The 24,134-nt window shown below is 69.0% G+C and carries 18 protein-coding genes; 11 read left to right on the top strand and 7 right to left on the bottom strand.

Annotated features, from left to right (window positions below; genetic code table 11):
• Positions 1-48: 48 nt before the first annotated feature.
• Positions 49-1,437, bottom strand: coding sequence for an FAD-dependent oxidoreductase (locus tag AC3EGR_RS01345; RefSeq protein WP_488544626.1), 1,389 nt, complete (start codon positions 1,435-1,437; stop codon positions 49-51).
• A gap of 175 nt (positions 1,438-1,612) precedes the next feature.
• On the opposite strand from AC3EGR_RS01345, the gene AC3EGR_RS01340 reads away from it, so the two are divergent.
• The 4 genes from AC3EGR_RS01340 (at position 1,613) to AC3EGR_RS01325 (ending at position 5,476) form a co-directional block, all read left to right on the top strand.
• Positions 1,613-2,110 carry a glycine zipper domain-containing protein gene (locus AC3EGR_RS01340; RefSeq protein ID WP_488544625.1) on the top strand — a complete coding sequence of 166 codons (498 nt, stop codon included), beginning with the start codon at positions 1,613-1,615 and terminating at the stop codon, positions 2,108-2,110.
• Positions 2,111-2,321: 211 nt separating this feature from the next.
• The gene (locus AC3EGR_RS01335; protein ID WP_488544624.1) at positions 2,322-3,605 is read left to right on the top strand and encodes a M24 family metallopeptidase; all 1,284 of its coding nucleotides are present in this window, start codon (positions 2,322-2,324) and stop codon (positions 3,603-3,605) included.
• A 7-nt stretch (positions 3,606-3,612) separates the two neighbouring features.
• Complete coding sequence (locus AC3EGR_RS01330) at positions 3,613-4,593, top strand: M23 family metallopeptidase (RefSeq protein WP_488544623.1); 981 nt, start codon at positions 3,613-3,615, stop codon at positions 4,591-4,593.
• A 238-nt stretch (positions 4,594-4,831) separates the two neighbouring features.
• Positions 4,832-5,476: a hypothetical protein gene (locus AC3EGR_RS01325; protein ID WP_488544622.1), complete on the top strand. Its 645-nt coding sequence runs from the start codon at positions 4,832-4,834 to the stop codon at positions 5,474-5,476.
• A gap of 118 nt (positions 5,477-5,594) precedes the next feature.
• Here AC3EGR_RS01325 and AC3EGR_RS01320 read toward each other — a convergent pair whose 3' ends face one another.
• From AC3EGR_RS01320 to AC3EGR_RS01310, 3 genes are all read right to left on the bottom strand, one after another.
• Positions 5,595-6,602, bottom strand: a complete 1,008-nt coding sequence (locus AC3EGR_RS01320) for a hypothetical protein (protein ID WP_488544621.1) — start codon at positions 6,600-6,602, stop codon at positions 5,595-5,597.
• Positions 6,603-6,623: 21 nt separating this feature from the next.
• Positions 6,624-6,845: a hypothetical protein gene (locus AC3EGR_RS01315; protein ID WP_488544620.1), complete on the bottom strand. Its 222-nt coding sequence runs from the start codon at positions 6,843-6,845 to the stop codon at positions 6,624-6,626.
• Between the two features lie 126 nt (positions 6,846-6,971).
• A complete protein-coding gene (locus AC3EGR_RS01310; protein ID WP_488544619.1) occupies positions 6,972-7,385 on the bottom strand; it encodes a response regulator in 414 nt (137 codons plus the stop codon).
• A gap of 361 nt (positions 7,386-7,746) precedes the next feature.
• Here AC3EGR_RS01310 and AC3EGR_RS01305 point away from each other — a divergent pair, with 361 nt between their 5' ends.
• Positions 7,747-8,244, top strand: coding sequence for a hypothetical protein (locus tag AC3EGR_RS01305; RefSeq protein ID WP_488544618.1), 498 nt, complete (start codon positions 7,747-7,749; stop codon positions 8,242-8,244).
• Between the two features lie 42 nt (positions 8,245-8,286).
• On the opposite strand, the gene AC3EGR_RS01300 is transcribed toward AC3EGR_RS01305, so the two are convergent.
• A complete protein-coding gene (locus tag AC3EGR_RS01300; RefSeq protein ID WP_488544617.1) occupies positions 8,287-8,955 on the bottom strand; it encodes a DUF1345 domain-containing protein in 669 nt (222 codons plus the stop codon).
• Positions 8,956-9,140: 185 nt separating this feature from the next.
• Here AC3EGR_RS01300 and AC3EGR_RS01295 point away from each other — a divergent pair, with 185 nt between their 5' ends.
• Together AC3EGR_RS01295 and AC3EGR_RS01290 are read left to right on the top strand one after the other, a co-directional pair.
• Positions 9,141-11,273, top strand: a complete 2,133-nt coding sequence (locus AC3EGR_RS01295; RefSeq protein WP_488544616.1) for an Ig-like domain-containing protein — start codon at positions 9,141-9,143, stop codon at positions 11,271-11,273.
• Between the two features lie 92 nt (positions 11,274-11,365).
• On the top strand, positions 11,366-11,974 hold the full coding sequence (locus tag AC3EGR_RS01290; protein ID WP_488544615.1) for a LysE family translocator: 609 nt from the start codon (positions 11,366-11,368) through the stop codon (positions 11,972-11,974).
• Positions 11,975-12,011: 37 nt separating this feature from the next.
• On the opposite strand, the gene AC3EGR_RS01285 is transcribed toward AC3EGR_RS01290, so the two are convergent.
• Positions 12,012-13,679, bottom strand: a complete 1,668-nt coding sequence (locus tag AC3EGR_RS01285) for a hypothetical protein (protein ID WP_488544614.1) — start codon at positions 13,677-13,679, stop codon at positions 12,012-12,014.
• A gap of 105 nt (positions 13,680-13,784) precedes the next feature.
• Positions 13,785-15,425 (bottom strand): hypothetical protein, encoded by a 1,641-nt coding sequence (locus tag AC3EGR_RS01280; RefSeq protein ID WP_488544613.1) that lies wholly within the window; start codon positions 15,423-15,425, stop codon positions 13,785-13,787.
• A gap of 323 nt (positions 15,426-15,748) precedes the next feature.
• Here AC3EGR_RS01280 and AC3EGR_RS01275 point away from each other — a divergent pair, with 323 nt between their 5' ends.
• The 4 genes from AC3EGR_RS01275 (at position 15,749) to AC3EGR_RS01260 (ending at position 23,891) form a co-directional block, all read left to right on the top strand.
• Positions 15,749-17,974, top strand: coding sequence for a carbohydrate binding domain-containing protein (locus AC3EGR_RS01275; RefSeq protein WP_488544612.1), 2,226 nt, complete (start codon positions 15,749-15,751; stop codon positions 17,972-17,974).
• A 521-nt stretch (positions 17,975-18,495) separates the two neighbouring features.
• Complete coding sequence (locus AC3EGR_RS01270; RefSeq protein ID WP_488544611.1) at positions 18,496-20,583, top strand: carbohydrate binding domain-containing protein; 2,088 nt, start codon at positions 18,496-18,498, stop codon at positions 20,581-20,583.
• A 192-nt stretch (positions 20,584-20,775) separates the two neighbouring features.
• Positions 20,776-22,182, top strand: a complete 1,407-nt coding sequence (locus AC3EGR_RS01265) for a serine/threonine-protein kinase (RefSeq protein WP_488544610.1) — start codon at positions 20,776-20,778, stop codon at positions 22,180-22,182.
• A 485-nt stretch (positions 22,183-22,667) separates the two neighbouring features.
• Entirely contained in the window at positions 22,668-23,891 is a 1,224-nt protein-coding gene (locus AC3EGR_RS01260; RefSeq protein WP_488544609.1) for a hypothetical protein, read from the top strand.
• The last annotated feature ends 243 nt before the right edge of the window (positions 23,892-24,134 follow it).

Raw genomic sequence — 24,134 nt, 5'->3', positions numbered from 1 at the left:
GGCTTGCGTCGGGGCCTGACGCGCCCGGCCGCCACGGACGGCCGTCGCTCAGCCCGCCGCTTGCGTCCCGGCGACACGGCCGGTGACGAGCGCCTGTGCCAGTCCCCCCATGTACGAGGCGCCGGACACGCCACCGACATCGCAGCCGGCGGCGAACAGGCCGGGGATGGGCGAAACCTGCAGCTCGCTGGCGGGCGCCCTTGCCAGCGGCAGCATCGACACGGAGGCAGCGCGGCGCAGCACCCGCATGTCCAGGTCCACGCTGAGCCCGCCGCAGGTGAAGGTGATCGCGGCACGCACCAGCGCCGCGGTGAACGGAGCCTGCGCCACCGCGTGAGGCTCGCCGCGGCGGGGTGGCTGCAGCGCATGGCCTTCCCCCGCGCGTATGGCGGTGTTGAACTCCCGCAAGGTGCGCAGCACCTCATGCGGCGGGAAGCCCCACGCCTGCATCTGTCCCGCCAGGGCTTCCAGGGTGTCCGCCTGCACCACGGGGCCGCCGGCCTGGCGCGCCCGCTCGACGATCACGCGTGCCAGCGGGCCTGCATCGTACGGCCGGTCGGCGGTAGCGGCGTCGAACACGTACGCCGCGGTGGCGTCGCGCTGGCGGGCGATGGCGATGTTGAGCGTCTCTTCACCCGTTCCCGCCGATTCGTCGGCAAAGCGGCGGCCCTCCAGGTTGACCGCGACGGCCATGGTCCCGTACTTGTGGCTCATCTCCTGGAAGCGGTCGGCGCCGAAGCGTGCCGGCGGCGCGCTCATGGCATGGCCGTAGAACGCGTCGAGTGCAGGCGTGACCGCCGCGCCGGCGTCGAGCGCAGCCAGCAGCCCGTCGCCCGTGCTGCAGGGATTGGCGCGCAGGTACATGTGCTGCGCCTGCTGGCTGACGTGGCGCGCCAGCAGTTCGGCATTGCCCTGGAACCCGCCGGTGGCGAGAACCACCGAGGGCGCCGCCGCCTCGATGCAGCCCTCCCCACCGAACGCACGCGCACCGACGACGCTGCCATCGGCCGTCAGCAGGTCCTGCAGGCCTGCGGATGCCACCAGCACACCGCCGCGCGCGCGGATGGCATCGCACAGCGCAGCGCTCATCTGCGGGCCGCTGGCAGGCCGCCCGTGGCCGTACCCGAAGTAGTGCTGGGTGGGCTGCAGCTGCACGCCGTGCGACACCAGCCATTCCATCCCTGCGCTCAGTTGTTCCACCACCAGGTCCTGCAAGGCGGGATCCCCTTCGCGCAGGCGCTGGCGCACGTCGTCACTTCTCATGAACGACCAAACGATGCCGTTGGACAGCGCCATGGAGCCGCCGAAGCGCGTGCCTTTTTCGAGCACCAGCACGCGGGCGCCCCTTTCGGCTGCTGCGAGCGCGGCGCACAGCCCCGCCATTCCCCCGCCCAGCACGAGGACGTCCGCTGCGAATGTTTTCCTGGTCTCGGTCATGGTCCCGAAGTATGGCGACCTCGCGGCAGCGCACCGGCCGCGCATATGGATGTGTCTGCCTCGGATTACGCCCAGGTAGGCTTCGCTGCCGCCCCGATGTGGGCAACCTCCGAGGCTGTCTCTGCCAGCAGCGTCCTATGGTGAACTCTTCTCTCCCCCAACGAAGGACATCGACATGAGCATTGACAATCCCGAAAAGAAGAAGGCAGCCGGTACGGGCATGGGCGCAGTGGGCGGCGCGGCCGCGGGCGGCGTGGTGGGCGGAGCGACTGCCGGTGCGTTGGCCGGCGGCGTGACGGGCCCGGTGGGTGCGGCGATCGGGGCCGCGGTGGGTGCCGTGGCGGGCGCCGTGATGGGCAAGAAGGCCGCGGATCCGGCGGTGGAAGACAGCTACTGGCGCGAGAACCATACGACCCGCCCCTACGCGCGCAAGGACGTCGGCTTCGACGACTACCAGCCCGCGTACCGCGCCGGCGTGGAATCCTACAACCGCAACCCGGGCCGTTCGTTCGACGAGGTGGAACCGGAACTCGGGCGCGACTGGAGCCGCGCGCGCGGCAAGTCGTCCCTGGAATGGGAACATGCCCGTCCCGCTGCGCGTGACGCCTGGGAACGGGTCAGCAATGCCACCGAGCGGGCCATCCCCGGCGACTCGGACAAGGACGGCCGCTGATTCCGGTGCGCGCGTAACCAATGCCCTGTCATTCCCGTGAAGGCGGGAACCAGGGCTTCCAAGGAAAGCGGCCAATGGCCGCTTTTTTCATGGCCGCACCGGGTCCCGCCTGCGCCGGATGCGGCTCCAAGCTGCGCGATCCTCCCAAATACCTCTTCCCTCGCGCGGCTGCAGGGCCTAGCATCGCCCCGCAAGCAAGGGGGAAGAACCGATGCACTCCATCTGGCCCGAGGAGAACGGGGACGAGTTCGCGCGCCGCCGCGCTGCCGTGCAGCAGGCGCTGCACCAGCGGGGCGTGCGCAGGCTGGTCCTCACCTCGATGGAGGGCATCTACTACCTCACCGGCGCCACCTACGAGCCGCTGGAGCGGCCGGTCTTCCTGATCGCGGACGCGGAGCTGCCCGACTACCGTCTGCTGGTGCCCTTGCTGGAGCGGACCCACCTCGAGAAAGCCTGGGGCGTGCGGCCGGCCGGGATCCACACCTACCGCGAATACCCCGCCCCTGCCGGCGAGGCCTGGGCGGACCGCATCCTGCCCCTGCTCGACGGCCGCTCCTTCCTGTTCGAACCCGGCACCCCGTTCGAGATCGCGGACCTGTTCGCCCGCTCGCGCGGCAAGCCGGCCGACGTGCTCGGGCCCATCCGCCTGGTCAAGTCGCGCTGGGAGGTGGACCAGATCCGGCGCGCGGCCAAGTACGCGGACTGGGGCCTCGCGAAGGTGCTGGCGGCCAGTTACTACGGCGCGACCGTCGCGGAGGCCTATGCGGCGGCGAGCCAGTGGCAGCGCAAGGTGATCCGCGAAGTGCCCGACTTCGACGCGCTCGCGACCAAGGCGATCTTCGCGCCCTGGCCCGCGCCGCTGTCGGCCGAGCCGCATTCCGTGCCGCCCTTGCGCATGAAGCTCGAAGGCGGCCCGCACGTGGCACTGGCGCTCACGCGCGTGAACGGCTACGCGGCGGAATGCGAGCGGACCTTCTTCACCGCGCCGCCGACCCCCGAGGAGCGCGGCCGCTTCGAGCTGATGCGGGCCGCGCGCGAACTGGCCATCGGGCTGGCACGACCGGGTGCCTCGTGCCACGACATCGATGCCGCGGTGAACCGGTTCCTGGCGGAAAAAGGCTGGACGCCTTCCTTGCGGCTGCACCGCACCGGGCACGGCTTCGGGCTGGGCAACCACGAGCCGCCCTGGATCGCCGAAGGCAGCACGGACGTGCTCGCGGCGAACATGGTGATCTCCATCGAGCCCGGGCTGTACCAGACCGGCGTCGGCGGCTACCGGCACTCCGACACCTTCCTCGTCACCGAGGACGGCGTGCAGCGCCTCACCTCCACGCCGGACGCGCTGGCGGACCTCACCTTGCGCAGCCGCTCCTTCAAGCACCGCGTGCGCGCGGCGCTCGTGAGCCGGGCCTTGGGAACGCATTCCCGTCCCGTCCACGGAGTGCACATCGAGACACGCGCCTCCGGAGTGGGCGGGGCGGGCCCGCGAGCGTGAGATCGCCATGCCGCGCTTCGTTGCGCCATTCGGGGGCTTGCTGCTTGTCGCCTCGTTTGCGGCAGCGCAGGCGCAGCCCCTGAGCCTGGCGCTGCCGATCCAGTGCCGGCCCGGGGTCGACTGCGAGATCCAGAACTTCGTGGACCGCGATCCCGGCCCGGAAGCCGGGGACTACCTGTGCGGCACGCGGACTTACCAGGGGCACGATGGGGTCGACTTCCGCCTGCCGAGCCTCGCGCGCCAGCGACAAGGCGTCGCGGTGCTGGCGGCTGCGGACGGCCGCATCGTGCGCGCGCGCGACGGCGTCGCCGACGTGTCCGTGCGCGCGACGGGAACGTCCGCGGTCCAGGGGCGCGAATGCGGCAACGGTGTCGTCGTCCGCCACGAGGGCGGCTTCGAGACGCAGTACTGCCACCTGGCCGAGGGCAGCATCGCGGGGCGGCCCGGCGATGCGGTGAAGGCCGGCGACGTCATCGGCCGCGTGGGCCTCTCGGGGCAGACCGAATATCCGCACCTGCACTTCGTGGTGAGAGAGGCCGGCGCCACCGTCGACCCGTTCGCGTACGGAGCGCCGCAAGGCGCATGCGAAGCGGGCCGCAGCCTCTGGCGCTCCGAGCTGCGCGAGGCCCTCGCGTACAAGGCGCGCGTCGTCCTGAACGCGGGCTTCGCGGCACAGGCCGTGAGCATGGAGGCCATCGAGGAAGAGCCGGCCGCGCCCACGCGGGACGCGCCGGCACTGGTGGTGTACGCACGTGCCCTCGGACTGAAAGTGGGCGACGTGCAGACGGTGACATTGAAGGACCCGCAGGGTACGCTGCTCGCGGTGAACACCGCGCAGCCCTTGCCCCGCAACGAGGCGCAGAGCATGTTGTTCGTGGGCGTGCGCCGTCCCGCCAACGGATGGCCGCCGGGACGGTATGGCGGCCAGTACGTGGTGCGCCACGGGGGCAGGACGGTGCTGGAGCGAAGCTTCGAGTTCACACTGTAAGTAATCGCACGTACCGGCGCAGCGTCGAATTGTTGATTCTTCACGGGGCACAACTGCTCACTTTTTGTCTCGGACATGAGCGGTCTTGAGCCCTTAGTATTCAGGCCTGCCTCACCCATGTAGGCATTTCGCCCGCGAAGCGAATCGGCGCTGTCCGATATGGTCATCACGCTCGCGGACCTTTCCTGCCGCTATCCCGACGGAAGCACAGCGGCCAAAAACCCGGAGTTTTAACCTCATGCAGGAAGTCGTCCTGGAATTTTCCCGTTTGGGTCTCGTTTACGTGCACCTGATTGCCTGTTGCCTGGCCATCGCCCTGGTCATGAAAAGCGATGTCGCCATGGTCAAGGCCATGCTCAAGGGGGACCGCGCATCCGACCTCGCGCACATGGAGGAGATGAAGAGCCTGAAGACGATCGTCAGCGCCGCCTTGGCAGTCCTCTGGGCAACCGGCACCGCCATCGTCACGCTCGATGCCGTCACCAAGGGCGGCTGGCACTATTTCGCCAATCCCAAGATCCAGGCCAAGATCCTGATCGTGGTGCTGCTGACCCTCAACGGCGTCGTACTGCACAACCTCGTGCTGCCCTGGCTGGAAAAGGCCGGCTCCCTGCTGAAACTGTCCTTCCACCGGATCACGCTGGCCACCTTCGCCGGCACCGTTTCGGGCGTGTCCTGGATGTACGCCGCCATGCTGGGCGTGGGCCGGCCGCTGTCGTGGAAGTACTCGCTCGGCCAGATCATGGCCGCCTACCCGGTGCTGATCGCCGGCGGCTTCATCGGCATGCTGGCCGTCACCGCCTGGTGCAAGTACCGCAAGGAGCCGGGTGCGTACGAACTGGCCGGCCGCATGCACGCGCTGGCCCGTATCAGGGCGCGCTGAAATCGGGAAGCGGGAGCCGATCGGCCCCCCCTGGAGAGCGTCCCGGGGAGGCCCTCCTGCCGCTGCAGGAGGGTCTCACTCCGATGGCCGGCGTCGATCGCTGCACGCCAGTCGCGAATCAGGTCGGGCCGCTGAACTCTCGCACGAGTTGCTGCAGGTCTTCACCCGGTGGCCCGTAGCTCACGACGCGAACGTCCAATCCCCAGCCGCGTGCCTGCTGCAGTGCACGCCGGATGGCGGCAGCGATCCACTCGGGTCGGTTGCCGAAGGCGCCGCCGCCTAAAAGCGTGAGGAACACCTGGTTGCTGCCTCCACGCGCGGCACTCAGCCAGCCGGCGCGCAAGGTGGCCTCGTAGGCGGCTTCCAGAACCAGGCTGGCAAACCGTGTCCACAGGCCCATCGAAGCGATGCGGTTGTAGCTGACCGGCAGGGCCGAGCAGAAGACCTGTGACACGGTGGGCCCCGGCTCCACGTCGGTCAGGCCCACGCTCCAGTGCAGCCCGATGCGCAGGAGGCAGCGCAGGTCGTCGATTGCGCTCTCGCTCGCGGCGGCCAGGCGACGGTCGATGCCGGCCAGCCCCTGCGCCGTGAACAGCGCGTAGCCGTTTTCCATGCGCCACAGGCTGCCGTCCTCGTTGCCCAGGGCCTGGCCGAGGTCCCGCAGGCCATCGATCTGGCGCTTCCGCGTCTGGCCTATCGTCCCGTCCGGGAAGCGGACCAGGTAGTTGCGGAAGATCGTGGCCGCGCCCGCGGCGATCGCGCACGCCGGCCCCTGCGTGCGATCGCTCGCGTAGCGGGTCACGCCGTCCTCGGGCGAAACGTCCGGGCCGACCATCTCGAGAAGGTTGAACTGGGAGGCCACCTGGAACAGCGCGCCGGCATTTTCCGCCGCGGCATGCAGCTTGCGCGCATCACCGCGGACCAAGCCGACGCGCGTGGGGCCCGCCTGGGCCAGGTGGGCCGTGCGCGCCCGCAGTTCGCCGAGACTGGGCATCTCCAGGGAGCCCACGCTGTAGGACCTCGTGCTCGCATCCGAAACGAGCTGCCCCATGACCACGCGCAGGCGCCGCTGCGTCTGCACGTAAGGGCCCTCCGGAAAGCCCGTGATCGCTTCGAACCAGTCCATGGACATCGATGATGCCCGCATCTAGGAACTTCTCCGGGACTCCCTCTGCCCCAGCCCCAGGAAGGGCGAGGGCACGCCGGCACGGACCAGGCGGATCTTGCCGATGCAGTCGCGGATCATCCTGCGGTTCTCCTGCAGCACCGAGCCGTCCGGAGGCCCGCCCCGGCCCGGCTTGCTGGCCCGGCCCCTGGCTGCCAGCAGGCGCTGGAGTCGGGCGAGCAGGTGCGCTTCCTCCGCTGTCACGACTCGCCGCTCCCGAACACCACCGCTGGCTGCATTGCGCATCTCCCGTCAAGCTGAAACGGAAGGTTATGCCGGCAAGCGCGCAAGCCCCATCATTCCGATGGGGGAGGGCTGAAGCCCAAGACCCTACGGCCGCACCGGCTGGGCCGGGTCGGCCGATGCGATGTCGGCGTCGCGCAGGCGGCGGACATAGGCGAGCAGTTCGTCCAGGTCCGACTTCAGGAACACGGCGTCCGCCCCCAGGCGTTTGCAGCTCTCGGCCACGACAGGCGTCGTGAAGTTGCTGAAGACCGCGATGTGCCGGAACCTGCGCAGGCTCCTGGCGTGATGGATGATTCCGAATCCGGAGCCGCCCGGCAGCAGCAGCAGATCGGTGATGAGGAGGTCGCACGGCTCGCTGCGGTGAAGCAGCCAGTCCGTCGCGTCGAATTCGGAGTTCGCGTTCCCGACGACTTCCACCCCGCCTTGCAGGGTCAGCAGTTCGACCAGGGACTCGGTTGCCGTCTTGTCGTCTTCGGCAATGAACACGGTGAGGGCCATGCGCGCGGCGGCCTCAGCAGGGCTTGGCCCGTGGACCTGTCGTCGGGCACGACCCGTCCCAAGGTCGGATCAACATTCCCTCGCGCAAGTCGGGCCGGAAGAACTCCATGCCGGGACTCTAATCAGATGGTAATCGGGCATGTGGCTCTGCCGCGGAAATGCGCCAACGCGTGACCGCATCAGGATTAATTTTCACGCTCCGTGGCGCGGCAGGGCCGATTGCAGCCGTGCAGCACGTCGCGTCCGCGTTCAGATTAACATGCAATGTGCGCCCCAGCTGTTGCTGCCGGGCACCTACGACAATTGCATTACAAGGAAAGTGCATGGCCGTCCGGGCATCGATCGTCGAGGACTCGCACTAGTGTTCTTCCGCAAACTCTTCTCCCGGCGGGAGCGGTGGCTCGACCAGGAACGTACGGATTTTCGCGACATCGATGGTGCGAAAGGCGGCGCGGAAGCGTTGCCCTCGGAATACGAACGGCAGATCTCCCTCGTCCTGCGCCGCTGGGGCATCCCGGAGAGCTGCGCGTCGATCGAGGTCATCCAGTTCGGAGACGGGGGTGACGGCCGGCAGGTCTTCGTGGCGCTGGTGCGGATCTTCGCCTGGGAGCGCCGGCCGGCACTGCGGCTGATGTTGGGGCTGCCGCTGCTCGAGCGCAAGGTTCGCAAGGCCATCCGCGCGCATTGGGTGTCCGACATGAGCCACTTCGGCGGACTGTGGCTGCACGCGTCCGAACGCATCGCCCAGTCCGAAGCCGACACGGAACTGCGCCACCTCATTGCCTCCCTCACCCACCCGCGCCCCTCGAGCTGGAGCGAACTGCGGGGACACGCCAGCCGTCCGGCCGCACTCCGTTAAGGGAAAGCTCGGCGCGATGAGCCTCGTCGGCAGCGCTGAGCTTCAGTGCGCCCCGGCCAGGCTTGCCGCGATGTTGATCGACAGCCCCAGGACAGCGAGGTTGAAGAAAAAACTCAGGACGGACTGCGCCAGCACCGTGCCGCGCATGGCGGTCGTCCGCACCGCCACGTCCGAGGTTTGCACGGCAACTGCGATGGTGAAGGCGAAGTACATGAAGTCGACGTACGACGGCGACTTGAGGGCGTCGGGGAAGACCAGCGGCAGGCGGTTGGCGGGCGCCGAGTAGTACAGGTGGGCGTAGTGGAAGGTGTAGAGCGCCGCGAGCAGGAACCACGAGCCGAGCACCGTCAACACCGTGATGCCGTAGACGAACAGCGATCGTTCACCGGCGTCGTGGCCGTGCGCGAGTTCCACCATGATGGCAGCGAGACTCAGGACGGCGGCGCTGCACATGATCACCATCAGGCCGGCGCTGCTGGCGTCCTCCTGCCTGGCGATCCCGCGCACACCTTCCGCACTGGTTCGCAGCATCAACCAGCCCAGGGCCGCGAGGTAGGGCCAAACTCCCAGGTTCCACGCAACCAGCATCCGCGCGGTGAAGGTCCACGCCTGCGGCAGGAAGAAGAAGGCTGCCGTCGCCGCTGCGCCGGCAGCGAGAAGCCGGGGCCGGTGCAGCCCGACCTGGCGGAAGCGGGTGGCCAGTGAACTCATCTTTCAAGCGTAACACCCGGACCCCAGGGGTCGCGATCGGCGGGACGCGCCGGGTCGCAAAACGCAGCCAACTCATCCTTAGGCGATGAGACGGGCGAGGCAGAAGTGATGCCGATTGTGGTGCTCTGCCACAAGTCGTATAAGGCACCTGGACCATACCGTCCAATACAACGAGGAGACATCCCATGGTGCAAGTCCGCGCACGCCTGTTGCTGGCCAGCGCAGCGATTACCTTGTTCTCGACCGCGGCGCTGGCCGACGGAGTCGGCGTGCGAATGGATCCCGGCGATCCGGCGACTGCACCCTTCCCCACCAACCGTTTCACGGTCTACGACGGCACGCAGAACACCCTGCGCCGCGTCAACCTGCCCAAGCCCGATTGCAGCGTGCGCGTGAGCGATTGCCAGGACATCGACGTGATCAACACGCTCGACGGGTTTTCCACGCAGCCGCGCATCACCGTGCCGTTCACGGGTGCCATCGATCCGAGCACCGTCAACAGCGACACCATCTTCCTCGTGAACCTGGGCGACACGCTGACCCTGCGCGGGTTCGGCGAGCGCGTGGGCATCAACCAGGTGATCTGGGACCCGCTGACGAAGACGCTGGCGTTCCAGAGCGACCAGCTGCTGCAGCAGCATTCGCGCTACCTGCTGGTCGTCACCGACGGCGTGCGGGACGCCAACGGCAAGAAGATCAAGAGCGATGGCAATGGCGACGAGTTCGGCATCGCCAAGGGACGCGACGAAGGCGGCGCCGACTACCGCCGCGAGCTGCGCGATGCCATGCACAGCGTGCGTGGAGGCGATCGCAAGATCGTGGCAGCCAGCCTGTTCAGCACGCAGAGCGCCACCACCGAGCTGGCCAAGATCAATCGCCAGATCAAGCACTCGACGCCCGCACCGGTGAACTTCAACGTCGGCACCTCGGGCGGCGGCACCGTGCGCGCCCTGTTCCCGACGGCCTCGCTGACGGCGATCCAGTTCCAGCGGCAGACCGGCACGGCGCCGACGTTCACGAGCAGCTTCCTGCCCACGCCGGCGCTGAACATCGTTCCCGGGTCGGTGGCGCAGATCGCCTACGGCGTCTTCGCCTCGCCCGACTACGAGACGGCCGACAAGTACATCCCGGCCACCGGAACACTCACCGGTGCGCCGCAGCCGCAAGGCACCAACAACATCGTGGTGCAGATCTTCCTGCCCGCAGGCGCCAAGCCGGCCGGCGGCTGGCCGGTGGCCATCTTCGGCCACGGGTTCGGCGACAGCATGTACGGTGCGCCCTGGGTGGTCGCCTCCACGCTCGCCTCGCGAGGGATCGCCAGCGCCTCGATCAACGTGGTCGGCCATGGCGGCGGCGCCCTCGGCACGCTCAACGTCCTGCGCCCGAGCCCCGCGTTGCCGGTGGTGGTCCCCGCCGGTGGCCGCGGCATCGACCAGGACGGCAACGGCACGATCGACTCCACCGAAGGCAGCAGCGCCGCGCCGCCTCGCACGGTGATCAGCAGCCGTGACGGCCTGCGGCAGACCGTGGTCGACCTGATGCAGCTGGTGCGCGAGATCGAAGTGGGCGTCGACGTCGACGGGGACGGCACGACCGACCTGGATGCGCAACGCATCTACTACGCCGGCCAGTCCTTCGGCGGCATCTACGGCACCATGATCCTGGGCACCGAGCCCTCGATCAAGGCCGGCGTGCCCAACGTGCCGGGCGGCTCGATCATCGAGATCGTGCGCCTGAGCCCGGTGTTCCGGCCGCTGGGCGGCATCGCGCTGGCCAGCCGCATCCCGTCGCTGATCAACAAGAGCAGCCCCAGCGGCCTCGAGTTCAACGAGAACATCCCGCTGCGCAACCAGCCGCCGGTGATCAACAACGTGCCGGGCGCGATGGACATCCAGCGCGTGTTCGACTGGGACCAGTGGGTGCAGCAGCCCGGCAATCCGGTGTCGTATGCGGCCCAGATCCGCAAGCAGCCGCTGCCGGGCGCAGCGGCCAAGCCGGTGATCGTCCAGTTCGCCAAGGGCGACCAGACCGTGCCGAACCCGACCACCAGCGCCATCCTGCGCGCCGGCGACCTCGCGGACCGCGCCACCTACTTCCGCAACGACCTGGCCTACGCAGTGAACCCGGCGGTGGGCAAGAACCCGCACACCTTCCTGACCAACGTGGTAGGGGCCGGCGCGCCGTACGCGATCGCTGCGCAGATGCAGATCGCCACCTTCTTCGCCACCGGGACGGTCATCGACCCGGATGGTGCCGAGCCAATCTTCGAGGTGCCCATCGCCGGACCGCTGCCGGAAGTGACGAACTTCATTCCGTGACGCGCCAGCCGGCGCCACCACGCCGGCATCGCGACCCATCGGCCCGCGTGCGAGCAACCCTTCGCGCGCGGGCCGCGCGCACAGGAGCCCCCATGGTGAGCACCGAATTCCTCGTCACCTCCCTGGTCGTCGTCCTGGTCCCCGGGACCGGCGTCGTCTACACCGTGTCCACCGGCCTCGCGCAAGGCAGGCGCGCGAGCGTCTTTGCGGCCTTCGGATGCACCCTGGGGATCCTGCCCCACCTGCTTGCCACCATCCTGGGGCTGGCCGCCGTCATGCACACCAGCGCGCTGGCTTTCCAGTTGCTCAAGTACGCGGGCGTCGCCTACCTGTTCTACCTGGCCTACGCCACCTGGCGCGACACGTCGACGTTCCAGATCGAGGAGCCCGTCATCGCGTCGCCGACGTCCCTGGTGCTCAAGGCATTCCTCATCAACATCCTGAACCCCAAGCTGACCATCTTCTTCCTGGCCTTCCTGCCGCAGTTCGTGACGCCGCGGGCCGGCCAGGCGCTGCCGCAGCTCCTGCTGCTCAGCGCCGTCTTCATGGCGATGACCTTCGTGGTGTTCGTGCTGTATGGGTGCCTGGCGCATGCGTTCCGGGCGCTCGTGATCGAGTCCCCGGCGGTGCAGCGCAGCCTGCGCTACGCCTTCGCCTCGGCCTTCGCGGCCTTGGGCGCGAAGCTGGCGGTAGAGCGCTGAACGAAAGCGGCCGCCGCGACCTTGTCGCGCCCCGGTCCTAGCCTGCCTGCAGGACGCGAATCAGCGCGTCGATCACGTCGTTGCCGTCCGCCGACTTTAGGCGGTGCTGCTTGAGCGAGCGCGCGAGGTCCGCCTGGCCCAGCACCCGGTAGTCGGAACGGATCAGGACGTTGGCGATGGCCCGCTGCACTTCGACCGACCTGGACACCGTGTAGAGGCGCGCGATTTCGCGCAGGCTTTCCGCATCCGTCAGGCGTTGCCGCGACAGGGTTTCGAGTGCGGCGACCTGCGCATCGGCCGCCGGCATGCGCGCGATGCCCGCTGCGATGTTGCGCAGGTCCCCGACGTCGGCCAGCGGCCGATGCCGCAGGTAGGCCTGGGCCATCGCGATGTCGTCGGCATTGGCGCTGGTCACGGCGCGCACGACGCGCGCATGCGCCTCCGTGCTGCCCAGGCATGCCAGGGCCGCGGACGGAGCCAGCTTGGCCGACTTCAGCGCGCCGGCGGCCAGCGCATGCAAAGCGGGATCGTTCGCGAGCGGACGCCCGGCCGCGCAGGCCAGTTCCACGTCGTCGCGGCCGACGCGGTCGCGCGCGATCTGGTCGCCGATGGTGCGCACCAGTTCGGCTTGTTCCTGCGCCGGCGTCAGCCAGCCGATGTTCCTGGCCAGCGCCACCATGCGCATGCGGACCGTCGAATCACCCGCATCGCGCGCCGCTTCGAGGTAGCGCCCGCGTGCGGCGCGGTCGTCGGCAATCGCTGCGAAGGCCGCGGCCGTCGTTCCCGCCACCCGCTGGGTCGCCTTGATGGAAGAAGCGAAGCGCTCCAGGTGCCCCAGGAACATGCGGACTTCGGCCACGTCGCGCTGCAGCACCTCGTGCATGAACGCGACCCGCTGCGCATCGGAGAGGCGGTTGTCGATGAACCGGCAGGCGTCGCGGCGCACGGCCGCCTGCGGGTCGGCATCCGACAAGCCCGGCGTGACGGTCAACGCCGTGCGCGAAAACGCGCCCATCAACTTGCCACTGACCTGGCCGGACCCGATCTCGGCAACCGGCGTCGACTGGAAATAGCGATCGAGCAGCGGGCCGGCGGTGCGCCCCAGCGGCGCCAGCGAGGAGAAGCCGTAGATGACCGGCACGTCCTTGAAGATGTGGCGCATGCGATCGCGGTTGCTGCCGCCATGCAGTTCACCGAGCAAGCCCGCGGCGCGCATGGCTTCCGCGGGCGAGCGGCCCGAGCGCAGCAGGCCGCGCACGATGTCTTCGGTGGCGTTCTGGCGCGGCTCCGGCTTGAGCGTATTGCAACCGAAGAGGTAGACCTCCTTGAGGTGCGAGAACACGCCCGGGCAGGAGTCGCTGCAGGAGGCACGCTCCATTTCCTCGACGGCCAGGTACTCGCTCTGGTCGTGCCGGTCGGTATAGAACTCGTCGCCGCCGTCGAAGTGGCCGGAGATGATCAGCGCGTCGCATTGCACGCGCTGCTGGCAGGCGGAGGCCAGCCAGTCGGGCCGGCCACGCTCCACCAGCTCCACGAACTGGTAGTCGCCGGGCGGCAGGTGACGGCGGAAGCTCTCGCGTTCATCGGGCGAATTGACCGTGATGGTGCACACCGTCTTCGGCGCAGCCGCGGCCGCGAACGAGACGGCGGCCGCCAGGCATGCGCCCAGCAGCGTGAGCTTCCTCGGGATCGACAGGGTGGACATGGGGCGTGGACTGCCGCAGCGGCGCGCCGCGAAGGCGGCCAGTATTCCACAGCCCCCTGGCTCTGCGGCATGCGGCGCGCTGCGCAGGCCGCACGAAGCCCAAACTCAGGAAGATTCCTGCAGGCGCTGGATCAGGGCGTCCACCATGTTGCCCCCGGGCGACGTCTTCACGCGGTTTTCACGCAGCGTGTGCAACAGCTCCGTCGAAACGACCGACTTGCGGTCCGCCCGGATCAGCACGCCGGCGATCGCGTTCTGCACCGTGCCCGAGCGGGTGCGCGCGAACAGTTGTCGCAGCGTATCCACCGATTCCCGGTCCGACAGGTAGTGCCGGGCCAGCACATCGAGGGCGCGGGCCTGCGCCTCGGGTGCGTTCATCTTCGCGATCGCCTGCGTCACCACGCGCAGCTCGCTGGCATCGGCCAGGGGGCGGTGCCGCAGGTAGGCTTGCGCGACGCGGACATCGGCGTCGGCCGGGCTGGCCAGCCGCTCCAGCACGCGATCGCGCGCGCCGGCGTCGCCGAGGCAGGCAAGGACGGCGGAATGTCCGGCGCTCTCCGCGCGGGCGGCCTGCCCGAGCGCGCCGTCGAACTCGCCCCGCTTGTTCAAGGTGCAGGCCAGGTCCACGTCCGGGGCGGAGACCTCCTTGCGGGCCAGCACCGCGCCGAGCATCGCCGTGACTTCCTCGCGCCGCTGCTGCTGAGACAGCCACCCCAGGTCGTAAGCGACGTCGATCATGCGCGCGCGGGTCACCGGGTCATCGGCATCGCGGGCGAAGGCGAGATAGCGCTCGCGCGAGCCACTGTCGCCGCCGATGCGCTTGAGTGCCGCCGCGACTTCCGGTTGCTGGCGCTCACTGGCCGTCAAGGTGTCGGTGACCCGCTCGATGCGATCCAGCAGCAGGCGGGATTCGGCCGTGGGCCGTTGCAGCATCCCGTGGACGGCCGCCAGCCTGTCGGCGGGAGACAGGCGATCGTCCGCGAACTTGCACACGTCCTGCCGCAGGGCGCCGAGGGGATCGCCCGCCGAGATGCCGCGCGCCGCCACCATGTCGTGCGAGGAGAACTGCCGCAGCAAGCTGCCGCTCGCGCGGCCCTTGCCCACCTCGGAGCTCCCGGTCCCCTGGAAGTAGCGGTTCAGGACGGAACCCGCGACGGGACCGAGCGGCGCCACCGAGGCAAAGCCGTAGATCACCGGCACGTCCTTGAACAGCAAGCGCATCCGGTCACGGCTGCTCTCGCCACGCTGCTGGCCGAGCACGCGGGCCAGCCGCGCTGCCTCGTCCGGGGAGCGACCTTCGCGCGCGTAGCTGCGCGCCACCTCGCCGGAGATCGTGTGCTGCGCCTGCGGGTTCATCGTGTTGCAGCCGAACAGGTAGACCTCCTTGAGGTTCGCGAACAGGCTGGGGCAGGAGCCGGAACAGGAGACGCGCTCCAGTTCCTCGATCGGGAGGAATTCGTTCCTGTCCAGGGCATCGGAGAAGAACACGTTGCCCTCGCCGTGGTGTCCCGAGATCACGAGGACGTCGCAGGACACCTTGGCCTCGCACGAAGAGGCCAGCCAGTCGCGGCGGTTGCGTTCGACGAGTTCGACGAACTGGTACTTGTCCGCGGGAAGGAAGCGGCGGAACGTTTCCTTTTCATCGGCGGAATTGATGGTGATCGTGCACACCGTCTGCTTCTCGGCGAGCGCGAACAGCGGCAGCAGGCAGGCGGCCAGCAGGCACAGGGGGCGGACAAGACGCATCACGATCGAACCTCGCGGCAGGATGAGGTCCGCATCGTCTGCCGCGCCATGCACGCAAGTTCGTAGGAACGGGCCGGGCGGGCCGTGTCGGTTTCCTCGCAAATGCGCGTGGGCCCCGCCTTGGGGCACGCAACCTCATCTGCGCCGGCGCGGGTTTCGCGAGGGCGCGTGCGCAACAAACGTAATCGTCTGCGTGCGAGACGTCCTACGCCGCCGTGGGGCAAGTTCCTTCCGCCAGAGGGCGGCCCATCCGGGAACCTACAGGCTCAGCCGACCGGTGTCCGCCGTTGCGGCGCCGTCGCGCCTCGAGCTGGAGATATCGAATGAAGAAGAGAGTCGTAGCCGTTCCGCTGGTCGTGTCGATGCTGGTTGCAGCTTGCGGCGGGGGCTCGAACAGCGTCCGCTCGGCGGATCCCGGCGTTCCGTCCGACCTCACCACGCGCGGCAGCCTCGTCCCCCTGCTGCGCTCCGCACTCGTTGCGGGCAGCGCCAACCTGCTGCTCAACCCGAGCTTCGAGGCCGGCCTCGCGAGCTGGGAGAACTGGGGCAACCTGCTGGTCGTCGACGGCGCCGGTGCGTCCGGCACCACGCGCGCGCTGCGCGTGGGGACCGCTGCCGGCGGCAGCGCCCAGAACGTCACCACCGTCACCGCCGGCAAGCGTTACCGGCTCAGCGGCCAGGCGCGCGTGACCGACGCCTCGGAGACGGTGGTCGTTGGCGTCAACATGGTGGACCAGTTCGGCACGAACGTCGCCGAGGAGGCCGTGCGGATCACCAATACGGCGTTCTCGCTGGCCAACGTCGAGATCGTCGCTCCCTCGAATGCGGTGAAGGCCCAGGTCTACGTCTGGAAGAACGGCGGTCCCGGCTACGCTTTCGTCGACGAGCTCACATTGACGGAAGTCGTGGTCACCGCCGCGCCAAGCCTGGTGACCAACGGCGGCTTCGAGACCGCGCTCGACGGCTGGGAGAACTGGGGCAACGCGTCCGTGGTCACCGGCCAGGCGAGCTCCGGCGCCTCCGCGGTGCGTGTCGGTGCCGGCGCCGGCGGCGTGGGCAACACGGTGTACGGCATCCAATCCGGCAAGGCCTACCGGGTCAGCGGCCAGCTGAAGGTGAGCGACGCCTCGGAGGTCGGCTATCTTGGCATCGCCTTCCTCGATTCCTTCGGCAAGCACCTGCTGGAACAGAACGTGCCCGTGCGCTCCACCAGCTACACGGCGGCACAGCTCGAGATGGTCGCGCCGCCCAACACCGAGCGGGCGCTCGTGTACCTGTGGAAGAACGCCGGCAGCGGCTTCGTCTACGCGGACGACATCGCCTTGAACGCCGCGGCGGCTGCACCAGCACCGGCACCGGCTCCCGCTCCCGCACCCGCACCCGCACCCGCGCCCGCACCCGCGCCCGCACCGGCTCCTGCACCTGCACCCGCCCCTGCACCCGCCCCTGCACCCGCCCCTGCGCCCGCCCCTGCGCCCGCCCCTGCGCCTGCGCCTGCGCCTGCGCCTGCCCCTGCACCCGCGCCTGCGCCTGCGCCTGCGCCTGCCCCTGCACCCGCGCCTGCCCCGGCACCGGCACCGGCACCTGCGCCCGCGCCCGCGCCCGCGCCCGCGCCTGCGCCCGCTCCGGCACCCACCCCCGCACCGCCGACCGACTTCGGGGTGGTGCCGCTGGGCATCTGGCCGACCACGCTGTTGCAGGCCGGTCGCGACAACGATGCGTACTGGGTGGAGGACGGCGTCTGGGCCCCCTGGGGCCTCACGCGCGGCAACTTCGCGGGCATCGATGGCACGACCTACGAGCAGTACACCGGCGTGAGCCCGAAGGTGGGTCCCAACGGCGAGATCGCGGCGCGCATCGCCTGGAAGTGGGGAACCTGCTGCACCGAGATCAAGAGCTTCCCCAGCATCATCAGCGGCCAGAAGCCGGGCTGGTTCAACACCTGGACCACGCCGGGCGGCTTCGACATCCGGCTGCCCAACGGAAGCACCTCGCAGGTCTACCCCTCGGGCCGCACCCCCGGGACCTTCTTCCCGCTGCAGCTGCCGATCGCCTCGCTCAAGACCTCGTTCGCGCACAAGCACATGGCGCCGCCGACGGGACGCGGGCACCTGGCTTACGACATGTTCCTGCAGGACTCGCCGACGCAGGTCAACGGGTTCGGCCCGGGCATCACGCACGAGATCATCGTGCCGGTGGACTACTGGGGCGGCTATGGCGTGTACCCGACGCGCAACCCGAACTGGTACGACCACGACGTCACCATCGACGGCATCCTGTACCACGTCTACGTCTTCAAGGACGCGACCGGCCGGGTGCTCTCGAGCTTCAATGGCGGCTGGAAGTTCATCGTGTTCGAGCCGGACCAGCCGATCCCTCCGGGCACGCTGGACCTGGCAAAGATCGTCAACTACGTGACCACGCGCAAGGACGTGTTCGGCACCCGCTGGGCCAATGGCAATGAATACCTGGTCAGCGTGGAGCTGGGCATCGAGCCGCAGGTGGGCACGGGCGATATCCAGGTGAACAACTTCCGCGTCTGGCGCTGAGCAGGGTCCGGCCAGCGCCCCCCAGTCGACCGCTTCGGCGCGGAATTGCCGCTCGCAGTCCCCGCCGACGCACGACCGGTGCATCCGTCACCGGCCATTCCGCGCCATTCAGGCGTCCGGAGAAACCCTGAATTTCACTCGTAGTGCAGGAAAAGTTCGCAGGCCGAAAGTATCAGGCCGCAACAATCAGTGTCCGCTCGCGCGAGCTGCAACAGCAGCTCCACGGCTGAGCAGCGCAAACGCGTACCTCAGCCATTGCCGCCGCCTCTGAAACACTCCCGTCCAGTTGCAGCACGACCTTTACGCTGCTGACCGCCCGTTGCTGACATTCTGTCTTGCAACGAAAGTCGTACGACAGGACCACTAGCTGGACCGTGTCACGGGTGTCGGGCATGTCCGGGATGTAAACATCCGGCTCAGCGGGCTTACCGTTTGTAGGACCCAGCTTAGTGCCATGTAGGCGCCGTCTGACTAACATCGCGGCCGCTGGGTCACTGACCCCCTTGGCACAACAAGAGCCCGTGAGCGGGCCCCCCTCCTACCTCATCAGAAACTCCATGATGGAACTCAAGCACAAGCACAACCCAGTTCCAGCGCGACTGCGCTACAGCGGCACGGCCGTCGCCCTCGCCGTGGCCCTGAGCGCCTGCGGCGGTGGCTCGAGCACGGCCGACCCGGCCGTGGAAGCCGGCGTTCCCGCCGACCTGGCCAGCCGCGGCGGCGTGGTCACCTCCCTGCGCTCGGCCCTGATCACGAGCAACAACCTCCTGGTCAACGGCAGCTTCGAGTCGGGCATGGCGAACTGGGCCAACTGGGGCGGCAACCCCCAGACCATCGACGGCGCCGGCGCCGCGGGCACCTGGCGTGCGTTCCGCGTGGGCACCACGGCCGGCGGCACCGCGCAGGACGTCACCGGCCTCACCGCCGGCACGCGCTACCGGCTCAGCGGCCAGGCGCGCGTCAGCGACCCCTCGGAAACGGTGGTGCTCGGCGTCAACATGGTCGACCAGTGGGGGACGAACGTCGCCCAGGAAGCCGTGCGCGTCACGAACACCGCCTTCGCGCTGGCCAACCTCGAAATCACGGCACCTGCGAACGCCGTGAAGGCCCAGGTGTACGTCTGGAAGAGCGGCGGCGCGGGCTACGCGTTCGTCGACGAGCTCACGTTCGCTCCCGCAGCCGCCATCGCGCCGACAGCGCCCGTGGCCAGCGCCAACCTCGTGAGCAACAACGGTTTCGAGACCCAGCTCCAGGGCTGGGAGAACTGGGGCAATGCCGCGGCGGTGACCGGACAGTCGAGCTCGGGCACGTACGCAATACGCGTCGGCACCGGTGCGGGCGGCGCGGGCAACACGGTGTCCGGCATCCAGTCCGGAAAGGCCTACCGCGTCAGCGGAAAGCTGAAGGTCAGCGATGCGTCGGAAGCCGTGTTCCTCGGCATGGCCTTCCTCGACAACTGGGGCAACCACCTGCTGGAGCAGAACGTGCCGGTGCGCGCCACCGGCTATACCACGGCACAGCTGGAAATGGTCGCGCCCCCCAACACCAGCCGCGCGCTCGTGTACCTCTGGAAGAACGCCGGCGGCGGTTTCGTCTACGCGGACGACATCGCGCTGAGCGCCACCACCGGCACGACCGCGCCGGCCCCAGCTCCCGCACCTGCGCCCGCGCCGGCCCCCGCTCCCGCTCCGGCGCCTGCTCCCGCGGGCACCGACTTCGGCATCGTGTCGACCGCCTCCTGGCCCACCACGCTCCTGCAGGCCGGCCTGGACAACGATGCATACTGGATCGAGGACGGCGTCTGGGGAGCCGCAGGCCTCTGGCGCGGCACGTACACCGGCGTGTACGGCTCGACGTACGAGCAGTCCACCGGCGTCAGTCCCAAGGTCGGGCCGAATGGCGAAGTTGCCTTCCGCACCTCGTGGAAATGGCCCACCGGGAGCACCGAGGTCAAGAGCTTCCCGAGCGCGATCAAGGGCAACAAGCCCGGCTACTACAACAGCTGGACCAAGCCGGGCGGCAACGACGTGCGCCTGACGAACGGCACCATCTCGCAGGTCTACCCCTCGGGCAAGACGCCGGGCTCCTTCTTCCCGCTGCAACTGCCGATCGCGTCGCTCAAGAGCTCGTTCACCTACAAGCACATGAGCCCGCCCACCGGCCTCGGTCACCTGTCCTACGACATATGGCTGCAGAATACGCCCAACCAGGTCAACGGCTTCGGTCCCGGCATCACGCACGAGATCATGATTCCGCTGGACTACTGGGGTGGCTACGGCACGTACCCGCACCGGAATCCGCAGTGGTACGACCATGACGTGACCATCGACGGCAACCTGTTCCACGTCTACATCGTCAAGGACGGCAGCGGCCGGGTGCTCTCGAGCTTCGGTTCGGGCTGGAAGTTCATCGTGTTCGAGCCGGACCGTCCCATCCCCCCGGGCACGCTCGACCTGGCCAAGATCATCAACTACGTGAGCACGCGCAGCGACGCCTTCGGCCAGCGCTGGGCCAACGGCAACGAGTACGCGGTCAGCGTGGAGCTGGGCGTTGAGACGGTCGAGGGAACCGGGGACGTCCAGGTCGGCAACTACCGCGTCTGGCGCTAGGGTGGCGGCGGCGCGCACATCGCGCCGGCATGCAGCGATATGTGAAGCCGTCGCGGCGCCGCAAGGTGCCGGCGACGGCTTCACGTTTCCAATTTCACAATCGGTACCGTCCTACAGACCCCGAGGCAGACAGCGCCGAATGATCAGCGGGTGTCTGCCAGTGACCTCCCTCTCGCATTCGGACGATTCCAGTTGCTGGACGCCGTGCGCCACGACGGCGCGACGACCTTCCACGATGCGTTCGACCACGAACTCGGACGCCAGGTCACGCTGATCACCTCCCCGGCCGGGACGGACCTGGCCGAAGAAGGCAGGCTCGCCTTCCGCTTGCCCAGGATGCGGCACCCCAACATCGTGTCCGCGCTCGCCGCCGGTGTGCACGGCAAGGTCGCTTACGTCGCGGCCGAGCCCGTGGAGACGGAACCGCTGTCGGCCTTGCTGGCGCGGGCCGGCCGCATTCCGGTGTTCCAGGGCCTGGCGCTGGCCCTGCAGTTGCTGTCCGCGCTCGATCATGCGCATGCGCGCCGGATGGTGCACGCCGACATCGACGTGGACCACGTGCAGGTCACGCGGACCGGGCTGCTCCAGCTGCCTGCGGCTGGATGGTCCTTGTCGAACGAGCGGCAACCGAACCTGGAAGCCGCAGCGCGTATTGCGCAGGTGCTGCTGTCCGGCGTGTGCTCTTCGCGCATGCGGCAGGCACTGGACGAGGTGCTGCTGCGCGCTGCAGCGGCGGACCCCGAGGCGCGCTACCGCGACGCGGACGCGTTCTCCCTCGCGTTGATGGCGGCCGCCGGCCTGCCCGCGTGGACCCGCGCGCCGGTGACGGAGCGTCCCGTTCCCGCTGAGCCGCAAGCGGGGCTGCTGCCCGTGCCGATGGCTGCGCCCGTTCCCACGATGCCGGGGCCGGTGTCCATCCCCGACGTGATGCATGCGACGGAGCATGCGTCCCGAAGGCCCATGGATCGCCATCGCCTCGGGCGCAACCTGATGGCGGCCTGTCTCGCCGCAGCCTTGCTCGCGCCCAACCTCATCCGGAACAACAGCGTCACCGGCAAGGATGACGCGCCGCCGCGAGTGGCCTCGCCGATGGCGACATCACCCGCCCCCGCAGTGCCCGCTCCGCCCGCTGCGCCCGCCACGCCCGCTGCGCCCGCCACGCCCGCGGCGCCAGAGCGCGTGGCGCTCGCACCCGCTCCAGCCTCGGCCGTGGACACCGTGTCGAATGCCCCGCCGGCCGTGGCCCCGCCGGCCGCCGCTGCGGCGATCCCACCCGAGACGGCTGCGCGGCTCCCCCGGCCCCCGCAGCACAGCGCACGGAATGCCGTCGTGCCGCCGGCCGCCCGCACTCGCCCCACGCCGTCGGTGCGTCACCCCCAGGTCGCCACCGCGGCGACGACGCGCCCGCGCGCGCCACGGCCGCGGCCTGCAGCGACGCTGACCGCGGCATCGGGATGTCCGTACGAGCTGCGGATCGCACGTGACCTGTGCGAGGCTCAGCAGTGCATGCGCGCGGAGCTGCGCAACAGCCCGCAGTGCGTGCGGATGCTCGCGGAACAACGAGCGGCGCTCGCGCGTTTGCGCGGCACGCCGGACTGAACGCGCCTCGCGCCTCTGCAGGCGCAATCTTTCCTCTCCGATTCGCGAACGCGCCTTTGCGCGGGCCATTGGGCGGCTGCGTACGGCGCGAATTTTTCGCGGTGCGCGGTAACGCAGCGCAAGCTTTGTACGGCCCAATTCCGCGCGCGCGCAGCTGAGGCATGGGTGCATGGTGCAACTCTGATGCGTTCCGTCATCTTTCTTGCACGGGCGCAGCAAGCCGGAGGGCGGCGAGGCATCGCGGGGCATCGCCATGGTTGGGCTGTCGCTCGGGGGGGCCGGCCGCGGGCAATGGAGCAGGCGCTCCGAGCGCGCGGCGCGATGCGATGGCGTGTTACCGGCACCCGCCGGCTACGTCTTTTGGCGCACATGGCGTTGGTGGGCGCCTGCTTACCATGCGCGCCTTCTTCTCGAAGCTCCTCGCAATGCACTCCGCACGACGAGTGCACGACACCGGCCCCAGTCCGGCCACCCACCAGCGCCCCATGCAACATCCCCTTCCCCTTGCCCGTTCCCTACGACTCAGTGGTGCCCTGCTTTCCGCCGTCTTCGCCGTGACGGCCTGTGGCGGCGGCGGCTCCAGCGAAGCGGTCGCCGATGCCGGCACGCAAGGCACGACGCCGACCCCGAATGCAGAAATTGCGACGCATTCGGCGCCCGCGCCGGGCACGGCGCCGGTCACCACGCTTGCACCCGCACCCGCAGCGGCACCCGCTTCCGTTTCCCCTCCCGCACCGGGGCGTACAGTCGCAACCGCTCCCGCAGCCGCACTCGCTCCCGCACCCGCACCCGCACCCGGGTCGACCGCGTTCGACTTCGGCGTGGTGCCGCTGGCCGCGTGGCCTGACACGCTGCTGCAGGCCGGCCGCGACACGGAGGCCTACTGGATCGAGGACGGCGTCTGGGCCCCGTGGGGCCTCACCCGCGGCAACTTCACGGGCGTCGACGGCACGCACTTCGAGCAGTACACCGGCGTGAGCCCGAAGGTGGGTCCCAACGGCGAGATCGCGGCACGCATCGCCTGGAAGTGGCCGACCTGCTGCACCGAAATCAAGAGCTTCCCCAGCATCGTCGCCGGCCAGAAGCCGGGCTGGTTCAACACCTGGAGCACGCCGGGCGGCTTCAACGTGCGGCTGCCGAACGGAAGCATTTCGCAGGCCTTCCCCTCCGGCCGCACGCCCGGCACTTTCTTCCCGCTGCAGCTGCCGATCGCCTCGCTCAAGACCTCGTTCGCGCTCAAGCACATGAGCCCGCCCACGGGACGCGGGCACCTGGCGTACGACATGTTCCTGCAGGGGTCGCCGACGCAGCACAACGGCTTCGGCAAGGACATCACCCACGAGATCATCGTGCCGGTGGACTACTGGGGCGGCTACGGCACCTACCCGACCCGCAACCCGCAGTGGTACGACCATGACGTCACCATCGACGGCATCCTGTACCACGTCTACGTGTTCAAGGACGGGACTGGCCGCGTGCTCTCGAGCTTCAACGCCGGCTGGAAGTTCATCGTGTTCGAACCGGACCAGCCGATCCCTCCGGGCACGCTGGACCTGGCCAAGATCGTCAACTACGTGACCACGCGCAAGGACGCCTTCGGCACCCCTTGGGCCAACGGCAACGAACACCTGGTGAGCGTCGAACTGGGCATCGAGCCGGAAGTGGGTACGGGCGATATCCAGGTGAACAACTTCCGCGTGTGGCGCTGACGGGTTGAGGCCGAGCGCCCTCACCTGCTGAGCCAGCCTCGGCTGACAGCGTCCACCGACATCTGCTGACAAGGAGACGTAACCAACTCCCCCGAAGCTCCGCAGTTGGAACGCACGAGTTGCGTGGCGGGGGACCGAAATCAATCGGTTCGCCACGGATGTTCCGGCAGCAGGCTTCAAGCAGGGAGAAGGCAGATGACCAGCTGGGTGTTCACACGATTCCTCCGTTGGGGAGGCGCCGCA

Source organism: Ramlibacter sp. G4-7 (genome assembly GCF_057784995.1).
Note: the sequence above shows the minus strand (reverse complement) of the source record. Positions and strands in the feature narration are given on the sequence as shown.

Bases quoted from the DNA above. Each gene is read 5' to 3' on its own strand.
- AC3EGR_RS01345 (WP_488544626.1), bottom strand. From the start codon at position 1,437: ATGACCGAGACCAGGAAAACATTCGCAGCGGACGTCCTCGTGCTGGGC.
- AC3EGR_RS01340 (WP_488544625.1), top strand. From the start codon at position 1,613: ATGAGCATTGACAATCCCGAAAAGAAGAAGGCAGCCGGTACGGGCATG.
- AC3EGR_RS01335 (WP_488544624.1), top strand. From the start codon at position 2,322: ATGCACTCCATCTGGCCCGAGGAGAACGGGGACGAGTTCGCGCGCCGC.
- AC3EGR_RS01330 (WP_488544623.1), top strand. From the start codon at position 3,613: ATGCCGCGCTTCGTTGCGCCATTCGGGGGCTTGCTGCTTGTCGCCTCG.
- AC3EGR_RS01325 (WP_488544622.1), top strand. From the start codon at position 4,832: ATGCAGGAAGTCGTCCTGGAATTTTCCCGTTTGGGTCTCGTTTACGTG.
- AC3EGR_RS01320 (WP_488544621.1), bottom strand. From the start codon at position 6,602: ATGGACTGGTTCGAAGCGATCACGGGCTTTCCGGAGGGCCCTTACGTG.
- AC3EGR_RS01310 (WP_488544619.1), bottom strand. From the start codon at position 7,385: ATGGCCCTCACCGTGTTCATTGCCGAAGACGACAAGACGGCAACCGAG.
- AC3EGR_RS01300 (WP_488544617.1), bottom strand. From the start codon at position 8,955: ATGAGTTCACTGGCCACCCGCTTCCGCCAGGTCGGGCTGCACCGGCCC.
- AC3EGR_RS01295 (WP_488544616.1), top strand. From the start codon at position 9,141: ATGGTGCAAGTCCGCGCACGCCTGTTGCTGGCCAGCGCAGCGATTACC.
- AC3EGR_RS01290 (WP_488544615.1), top strand. From the start codon at position 11,366: ATGGTGAGCACCGAATTCCTCGTCACCTCCCTGGTCGTCGTCCTGGTC.
- AC3EGR_RS01285 (WP_488544614.1), bottom strand. From the start codon at position 13,679: ATGTCCACCCTGTCGATCCCGAGGAAGCTCACGCTGCTGGGCGCATGC.
- AC3EGR_RS01280 (WP_488544613.1), bottom strand. From the start codon at position 15,425: ATGCGTCTTGTCCGCCCCCTGTGCCTGCTGGCCGCCTGCCTGCTGCCG.
- AC3EGR_RS01275 (WP_488544612.1), top strand. From the start codon at position 15,749: ATGAAGAAGAGAGTCGTAGCCGTTCCGCTGGTCGTGTCGATGCTGGTT.
- AC3EGR_RS01260 (WP_488544609.1), top strand. From the start codon at position 22,668: ATGCAACATCCCCTTCCCCTTGCCCGTTCCCTACGACTCAGTGGTGCC.